This window comes from Candidatus Scalindua japonica, assembly GCF_002443295.1.
GTDB lineage: Bacteria > Planctomycetota > Brocadiia > Brocadiales > Scalinduaceae > Scalindua > Scalindua japonica.
Genome location: NZ_BAOS01000006.1, coordinates 1 through 8,914 on the forward strand (window position 1 = coordinate 1; position 8,914 = coordinate 8,914).

8 protein-coding genes are annotated in these 8,914 nt (G+C 40.7%); 4 read left to right on the forward strand and 4 right to left on the reverse strand.

Annotated features, from left to right (window positions below; translation table 11 throughout):
- Positions 1–49: 49 nt before the first annotated feature.
- The gene (locus SCALIN_RS05845) at positions 50–1,039 is read right to left on the reverse strand and encodes a malate dehydrogenase (RefSeq protein ID WP_096893474.1); all 990 of its coding nucleotides are present in this window, start codon (positions 1,037–1,039) and stop codon (positions 50–52) included.
- A 294-nt stretch (positions 1,040–1,333) separates the two neighbouring features.
- Here SCALIN_RS05845 and SCALIN_RS05850 point away from each other — a divergent pair, with 294 nt between their 5' ends.
- The 3 genes from SCALIN_RS05850 (at position 1,334) to trmB (ending at position 4,720) form a co-directional block, all read left to right on the forward strand.
- Complete coding sequence (locus SCALIN_RS05850) at positions 1,334–3,370, forward strand: ABC transporter ATP-binding protein (RefSeq protein WP_096893475.1); 2,037 nt, start codon at positions 1,334–1,336, stop codon at positions 3,368–3,370.
- A 70-nt stretch (positions 3,371–3,440) separates the two neighbouring features.
- Positions 3,441–4,034, forward strand: a complete 594-nt coding sequence (locus SCALIN_RS05855) for a hypothetical protein (protein WP_096893476.1) — start codon at positions 3,441–3,443, stop codon at positions 4,032–4,034.
- 17 nt (positions 4,035–4,051) lie between these two features.
- Positions 4,052–4,720, forward strand: a complete 669-nt coding sequence (trmB, locus tag SCALIN_RS05860) for a tRNA (guanosine(46)-N7)-methyltransferase TrmB (protein WP_162532172.1) — start codon at positions 4,052–4,054, stop codon at positions 4,718–4,720.
- Positions 4,721–4,806: 86 nt separating this feature from the next.
- Here the strand turns inward: trmB and SCALIN_RS05865 are convergent, their stop codons facing one another.
- Entirely contained in the window at positions 4,807–5,403 is a 597-nt protein-coding gene (locus SCALIN_RS05865; protein WP_096893478.1) for a DTW domain-containing protein, read from the reverse strand.
- A 139-nt stretch (positions 5,404–5,542) separates the two neighbouring features.
- Between SCALIN_RS05865 and SCALIN_RS21595 the strand changes: the two genes are divergently transcribed.
- Complete coding sequence (locus tag SCALIN_RS21595; RefSeq protein WP_133111703.1) at positions 5,543–5,722, forward strand: hypothetical protein; 180 nt, start codon at positions 5,543–5,545, stop codon at positions 5,720–5,722.
- Positions 5,723–5,874: 152 nt separating this feature from the next.
- On the opposite strand, the gene SCALIN_RS05870 is transcribed toward SCALIN_RS21595, so the two are convergent.
- Together SCALIN_RS05870 and SCALIN_RS05875 are read right to left on the reverse strand one after the other, a co-directional pair.
- On the reverse strand, positions 5,875–6,075 hold the full coding sequence (locus tag SCALIN_RS05870) for a cold-shock protein (protein ID WP_096893479.1): 201 nt from the start codon (positions 6,073–6,075) through the stop codon (positions 5,875–5,877).
- A 317-nt stretch (positions 6,076–6,392) separates the two neighbouring features.
- Entirely contained in the window at positions 6,393–8,627 is a 2,235-nt protein-coding gene (locus SCALIN_RS05875) for an NADP-dependent isocitrate dehydrogenase (RefSeq protein WP_096893480.1), read from the reverse strand.
- Positions 8,628–8,914: the final 287 nt, after the last annotated feature.

Genomic DNA, 8,914 nt, shown 5'->3' on the forward strand with positions numbered 1-8,914 from the left:
GGCTTAATCGGTTTAAACTGTTTAAGCTGCAGCTTTGCTGCATTCCACATCAAATCAAACCCATCTCTTTGACAGCATTCCTTTCTGCCTGCAGTTCTTTCAATGTTGCTGAGAACTTCTCTTTACCAAATTCTCCGTGTACAATATCCTCAACAACTTTAACCTTACCATTCTTCACACGGCATGGAAAAGAGAAGATCAGATCTTTGTCAACTCCATATTCACCATTTGAAGCCAGACACATGGAAAATGTCTCACCGTCCGGTGTGTCATGGATCAGACTGTTTACACCTGACACACACGCATTAGCTGCTGATGCTGCCGATGAAAACCCCCTGGCTTTAATAATGGCAGCGCCGCGTTGTTGAACTATTTTAATAAAGTCTTCTTTCAACCAATTCTCATCAGTAATGACTTCATGCGAAGGTTTACCACAAATCTTTGCGTTATAAAAATCAGGATATTGAGTAGCAGAATGGTTCCCCCAAATAGTAAGGTTCTTCACTTCAGTTGTATCTACTCCCGCCTTTTGAGCCAGTTGGGTAATCGCCCTCTTCTCATCAAGGGCAGTCATGGCAAAGAATCTATCATTTGAAAAATCTCCAGCTGCATTCATGGCAATAAGACAGTTTGTATTACAAGGATTACCCACTACAAAGACACGTACATCGTCTGCTGCATTGTCATTGATAGACTTTCCCTGGCCTGTAAATATACTACCATTTATCTTCAACAGATCAGATCTCTCCATCCCTGCTTTTCTTGGAACTGACCCGACTAGAATAGCCCAATTAACATCTTTAAAAGCCACATCCAAATCGCTGGTACAGGTAACTTTTTTGAGTAATGGAAAAGCACAATCATCAAGTTCCATTGCAACACCTTGAAGTGCAGGTAATGCCGGTTCTAGCTCTAAAAGCTGCAACTCAACCTCATGTTCCGCTCCAAACATCTGTCCTGACGCAATTCTGAACAGTAGTGCATAACCGATTTGTCCTGCAGCACCTGTTACGGCCACTTTTACTCTATTTTGTGCCATTACTTATCTCCTTGAAAGAAATGAATTACAGACACTATTTCACGAATTTACACAAATAAAACTTGAATTAATGTCCTTTAAGCATACTTTATTCATAAACTTGCCCCACCTCTTTTTCGACACGCCCGGCCAAGCCGTTCGGACGGGGAATATTCCATATATAAACAGGATTGTTAGTATCAATTTTACAGATTGAAATAAATATTTAAAGATAAATCTCTTTGACATTGTTCATTCTTTGCTTATTTAGTATTATGGACGTTTAGTATTATTATCACGAGGTATTTTTTCAATATGAGATTTAATAGATTTACAAATACAATTCCAACAAGTAAACCTGACCGAAGCACCTATTTCAGATTATTATATTATTTGGTCCCTTACTGGCGCAGAACGTTGATTGTTCTGCTTCTTTCAGTAATCAGTGCGTATATTGCTGTTATTCCAATACAGATACTCGGTATTGTTGTAGACGAAATCAAAATAGCAGATAAATTAATTAAAATCCCTGAAATCAGTCATCAAAACAGTGAAACCTCTACTCACACTCTAACAGAAGAGAATATAAGCCAGATCCCACTGTCCAAACCATTGTTAACTGCTTCTGACTATGTCCATGAACACTGGTTTGGGGATCACAATTCCACCATTTTTATGCTTATCTTCCTGGGTGCCAGTTTTCTGGTTATGCATACGCTCGGAAGTGGGGTTACCATGACCCATGGCTATATTACCACTGAGCTGGGACAAAGGCTCGTCTATGATTTGCGGAATCAGCTCTACGGCCACATACAACGATTTCCATTAAACTATTTCGAGAACAATAAGACAGGTGATATCATGAGCCGTCTTATGAACGATGTCAATTCGCTGGAGCAGGCGATTGTCGGCCCTGTAATCACCTTTATAACGGACATGTTTAAATTCGCCTGGATAATCTATTTCTGCATGAAACTCGATTGGCAGCTTACGTCTATCGTACTGTTTGTCTGTCCCTTTATCTCTCTCTGTACCTATAATTTCGGAAAAAGAATACGAATAATTTTTCGCTCCCTCAGGCAGAAAACCGGTGATCTTAATTCATTGATTCAGGACAATATTTCCGGCATTCGTGTTATTGCCAGCTTTGCGAAAGAACCGGAAGAGTTGGAACGGTTCAAACATAAAAACTATGAAAATTATTATTTGCACGTCCGCATCTTAAGGCTGATTCACACAATGCGGCCAATTGTGGACCTGATTACTGAGATGGGTGCTGTGGTAGTGATCTGTTTTGGAGGCTATAAGGTACTTCAGGGTCAACTCTCCGCCGGTACATTTGTCATATTCTTTCCATATCTTCAAATGATGTATGGCCCTATTACCGGTTTAACACGTTTTTATAATCAGGTACAACGGGCAATCGCTTCTACGGAACGAGTCTTTGAAGTACTGGATACTCCCGCTGATCTTGAAGACGCACCTAACGCTGTTGATTTGCCAAAGGTACATGGTACTGTGGAATTCAGGAATATTCACTTTAGATACAATAAGGACCCTGAAGTCTTAAGCGATATTAATATTAAGGCATTACCGGGGCAGATGATTGCCTTTGTGGGTCCCAGCGGCAGCGGCAAGACTACCCTCACTAATCTGATACCCAGATTCTATGATCCAAGTAAAGGAGATATTATTATTGATGATTACAACATAAAGGAAGTTAAACTCCAATCTCTGAGAAAGCAGATGGCAATAGTGCTCCAGGAAACCTTTCTCTTTAATGATACGGTTAAGGTTAATATCGCCTATGCCAGACCTGACGCGTCTGATGAAGAGATAGAGGCGGCTGCCAGGGCCGCCAATGCCCACGAATTTATTGTTGAATTGACAAATCGATATAACTCCTTAATTGGCGAACGTGGAGTGAAGCTATCCGGAGGTCAGAAGCAGCGAATTGCCATCGCGCGTGCCATCCTTGCAAACCCTCGAATACTCATCCTGGATGAGGCCACCTCTTCTGTGGACACTGAGACAGAACAACTTATACAGAATGCAATCTATCGTCTGGTTAAAAACCGTACTACCTTCGTAATAGCACACAGACTTTCAACGATACTGCATGCCGACCTGATTGTTGTTCTGGAAAATGGGAGGATCGTTGAAACCGGACACCACCAGGAGCTACTGAAGAATGGAGGATTATACAAAAAGCTTTTTGAGATGCAATTTAACACAAAGGAGATGAAAAAACCTGAAGCAGAAAAAAGAGAACCGGAAAAGCCGGAAGCTATGGTAGCACAGGAACAGTTTGTAGAAATAGACGAAACAAAACAGCAGCAGAAATGGCCGTGAAAGCAGGTAGCTTAACTCCTGAATCCATTCACCCTTAAATTCCTGAATTTTTAAGACGAACAATACAATTATGAAAAATAAATCAGTACTCAGTATCACCATTTTATTTCTGGTAATTATCGCATTTGGCTGTGGGCAGGAAGAGCAGACTCCTGCGGATGTATCTAATACTAAAGACCCAATCGTAGAAAAAATAGACAGGAATGCGGCAGCAGAATTCAAAGAGTTTGTTGAAAATCACAAAAGTAATATTATAAGGATTTTAGAGGAGAATAATATCCTGCCGGTAAATTTTCCTACCCCCAACAAATATGTAAGCTGGCATCTTTATAAATCTGCTAATCTGTATATTAAGAATGGAATGGGTACCGCAAAAATAATCCTATCCGGATGGGAGAAATCATACGAAAATAAATATCATGGACCAATTACCCTCTGGTTTGAGCGTAAAGACGGAAAATGGTATCTGGTAGTTAAGGACGGACGTTTAACAACTGCAGTTTCAACGAGTAATGAAGCTTATAACTTATCACCGGAAATCCATCAAGCATTCACAACTCTGTTCCCACACATTGAATATGAGAATTGGTATAAGTGGAAGGAGCCTGTACGCAAAAAACTTGCCTTGATAAGGCTAAAAACAGCCTTACCACAAACTGAATAGATATTGGAGATGCGACTGTGGGAAGAAAGAAACTATGGAGATTAGCGGAACTTGAGGATTTTGACAATCTCATTCAACTTACCGACCAACCTGAACAGGATGATTTCAGGTTTCGAGGTACATGGGCAGAAAATTATTTCAAAAACAAAAATCCAATAACGCTGGAGTTGGCGTGCGGAAAAGGCGATTATACCATTGCCCTTGCAGAAAAACATCCTGATAAAAATTATATTGGTATTGATATAAAAGGCCCTCGTTTGTGGTCCGGATGTAATGCGGCACGGGAGCGAGGTCTTAATAATGTAGCTTTTCTTCGCATAGAGATCCTGAACATTTCTCACTATTTTGCCAGAAATGAAATCAATGAAATCTGGATAACCTTTCCTGATCCTTTTTTAAAGAATACCAAGGCTAATAAAAGACTCACTGCTACTCGTTATTTAGAAGCCTATAAACAGGTTACAAAGAATGGAGCACCAATCCATCTCAAAACAGATTCAACCCCCCTTTTCAATTTCAGTCTCAAATCATTGATGGAAAACAGGTGTAGAGTTGAAGCGAAGATCTATAATGTTCACGATAATGAAGAACGTCACGAAGATCTTTACATCAAAACGAATTATGAGAAAAAGCACCTTGCTGATAATCGAGTGATCAAATATGTGCGGTTTAAACTTGCAAGATGAATCAGACAGAATGGCAGTTACGAATTAACACAAGCAGAAGCCATGGGCAGGAATTTTTGACGTCAGCTAATAACCAGATAGCTCTTTTATGGAATAGTCAAACCTCTCTCTCTTGCCAGTGACTTTACCCATAATGCGAATATTTCATTCATCCGGGTAAAGGGTGATCCTGGGCTCCCTGTTCCGAGTTCCTCCAGTAATGAAGTAACTGCCTGAAATGTACACAGGTTCTCTTTCTTAGATTGTTTCCTCAGGTAATATTTTGAAGGTGGGACCTTTCTTAATCCTATCTTCTTTACCTTCATAGCACCCAGTTTGTAAAACCATCTCCTCGCACTACTCCAGTTTGTATCAAAAACAATAATGTTCAGTGGTTTTCCCATCTCTTCAACAACGCTCTGTCCATCAGGTGAAGTAGGGAAGAATATAACCGGCGTGTATTTACTCCTGGTAATTTCGTCTTCAATTTTTTTCTCCCACCCATTTTCTCCTATATAAATAAGAGCGTTATTTTCCAGCATGAACCGAAGCAGCCTTCCCGTGTTAGACAGGATATGTTCTTCTCGTTTATTTGTCAGCAATGTTAATCTGTGTTCCGTCGAGATGGGAATAATATAACGACAAATACACTCTTCAAGTATTAGCCGGCACTGCATGCATCTTTCCTGTTTTAATTTGCTCATGATTATTACCTTAATAATTGAAAAAATCCAATTCCACTTACAAAACAGAAGGAATAATCACAAAAAGACGCAATGAACGCAAAGAAAAATGATATAACACAGATAAAAGAAAAATTTTAGACATTCAGGAATAGATGAATTGGCAAAATTAATGACAATGGAAAATACAAAAAACAGACAGGATGACAGGAAAAACAGGCGAGAAAAAGAAAGGCAAAAAAACATTAATCATGGTGATACAATGCATGCCGGTAAATGGATACTTGTTGCCGGTAATCGATGTGTTGGTTCTGAAAACGTTAGTTTTTTTCTGCATTAATAATAAAGCCCACGATATCTTTTGTGGATATCGTGAGCTTTTAAGTCATCATTACAATAATATTTTGCAGCTATTCGATATTAATTGTTCTATGCAGCTCTCTTTCGATAGATGATACAGCAAAAAATATACTAGTGTGCTTGATAATATTTTTATACTTTGACAACATTTGAGGCCTTAAGACCCTTTTCTCCCTGCTCAACGTCAAACTCTACCTGGTCACCGTCTGAAAGACTTTTGAAGCCGTCAGCCTGGATTGCGGTATGGTGAACAAAGACATCTTCTCCGTTTTCCGGTGTAATAAAACCGAAACCCTTTGAGTCGTTAAACCACTTAACTGTTCCTTTCTGCATAATTGAAAATCACCTCCTTTAAAAACGATAAAAGTTATAAAAATAAAAAAAGCCACAAGATTGGAAACCTTGTAGCCTTCATATATGCATATATAAATCTAACAACAGTACAATCAACATTGTTAACGCTATCACACAACACCTATTAAAGCAAGAGAAAATAATATATTTATTTTCAAAAAAAAAAACAGCCCCCCATTAATGTTTCTGGAAATTCAAGGCATAAACTCTTCGGTCGTTCCTCCCTCAGAATGACATCCTGATCTATCATTCTGAATGAAACAAAGTGGATTGAAGCATCTAATTTCAGAAAACCGTTATTTGAATGCAGCATTGAATGCAGCACTTGGACGCGTGGCTCCTGCTACTTTCTCAGGGTCAGGATGGTAGTAGCCGCCCAGATCGACTTTCTTTCCCTGCATATCATTCAACTCCTTTATAATCTGTCCTTCTCCTGATACCAGTGCTTTTGCAAGTGGACAGAAATATTCCTGAAGTTCGAGATCTTCCTCTTGTTCTGCCAGTGCCTGTGCCCAGTAGAGCGTGAGGTAAAACTGGCTTCCCCTGTTATCCAGTTCACCCACCTTGCTGGATGGTGACTGGTTGTTGCCCAGAAGCTTTGCTGTTGCCTGGTCCAATGCCTTTGCCACAATACCGGCTTTCACGTTTTTGCGTGCAACGCTGAGGTGTTGGAGTGAGGCGGCAATAGCCGCAAACTCGCCAAGAGAATCCCAACGTAGATGCCCCTCTTCGAGAAACTGTTGAACATGCTTGGGCGCTGAACCTCCCGCGCCTGTTTCAAACAGGCCGCCGCCATTTAACAGACCAACGATTGAGAGCATTTTGGCACTGGTATTGAGTTCAAGAATGGGGAACAGGTCTGTCAAATAATCACGCAAAACATTACCCGTAACTGAAATCGTATCTCTACCATCTTTCACACGCTGAAGTGTATAGCGTATCGCATCAACCGGTGACATAATTTTAATATCCAGATCACCATTTGGGACAAGATTCTCCAGAAAACGATTTACCTTGTCAATAAGCTGCGCATCGTGTGCTCTCTCTCTGTCTAACCAGAAAACCGCCGGTGAACCGGTTATTCTAACTCTTTTAACCGCCAACTCCACCCAGTTCCTGACCGGCTCGTCCTTCACCCGGCACATACGCCAGACATCGCCTTTTTCGATACTATGTTCGTGTAGTGTTACACCCTCCGCGTCAGCAACGCGAATTACTCCATCCTCAGACACTTTAAAAGTTTGATCATGGGAGCCGTATTCTTCGGCTTTTCCAGCCATAAGACCGACATTGGCCACACTACCCATAGTCGCGGGGTCAAACGCGCCATTTTCTTTACAGAATTTTATTGTTTCGTCATAAATAACGGCATAGCTGGAATCAGGGATTACTGCCTTAACATCATGTGCTTTTCCATCGGGCCCCCAGGCTTTTCCACCATCACGAATGATCGGCGGCATAGATGCGTCAATAATTACGTTGCTTGGAACATGCAGATTCGTTATACCTTTATCTGAATTTACCATATATAGATCAGCTTGTGTATCAATACAGGCCTGTATATCATCTTCAATTTCCTCTCTTTGTGCTTCCGGTAAATTCTGTATCCTGGCATACACATCACTCAGGCCATTATTGGGATTAACACCCAATTCTTCAAAAACAGCCACGTGTTTATCAAACACATCTGCAAAAAACACTTCAACGGCCTGTCCAAATATAATCGGATCAGACACCTTCATCATTGTTGCTTTCAGGTGTAGAGAGAATAAAACACCCTTCTCTTTCGCGTCCTCTATTTGTTCAGCAAGAAACTTGCGCAAGTCCTTCCGGCTCATGAATGTAGCATCAACAATCTCTCCTTCCTGCAGCGTTAAATTGTCTTTCAGGACCGTGAGTTGATTGTCTTCACTAAAAAACTCAATTCTGGCATTACCAACAGACAAACCTGAGATAGTAACAGATCTTTCGTTGGAAAAGAAGTCTCCGTCGTCCATATGGGTAACATGAGTTTTTGAATCTGAACGCCATTCACCCATTTTATGCGGATGTTTTCTGGCAAACTCTTTCACAGCCGCGGGGGGCCTGCGGTCTGAATTACCATCTCTCAGAACGGGGTTTACAGCACTTCCCAAAATTTTTTTATATCTTGCCTGAATATCTCTCTGTGCTTCGTTCGAGGGGGCTTCCGGATAATCCGGTATATCATATCCCTTCTCCTGTAATTCAGAAATAGCAGCTTTTAGCTGCGGTATAGATGCGCTGATATTTGGAAGTTTGATTATATTTGCAGTAGGTCTTTTAACCAGCTCACCCAACTCAAACAGAGCATCAGGTTGTTTCTGCTCTCGGGTCAGACTGTCCGGAAATTTTGCAATAATGCGGCCTGCCAGTGAAATATCCCTGGTACTTACTGTAACTCCAGCAGCTGTTAAAAAATATTTTACTATAGGAAGAAAGGATGAAGTAGCCAGTGCGGGCGCTTCATCAGTAATGGTATAGATAATATCCGGTTGTTCTTGTTCTGACATGGTTTTATTCCTAATATTTATTATGTTTTTAAATAAATAGAGAAAGATCTCCCTTTCCCCTGACAAAAAACGCCGATGGCTTTAATCTACTCATTGGCAAGAAGGGGAAAAGGGGTGGTTATAATTTAATACATCGTTCCGTGGAAGTGTTTTAAATACCCACTCGTTCAGAAGCTTGACGCGAACATCCGGTTCTGAACACTTTTTATCCTGTGGCCTATTCCCGGTATGTTCTTTTCTTTAACCTTCATCTCATCCACGAACGCCCTTGGAGTCAATCCCCTGTT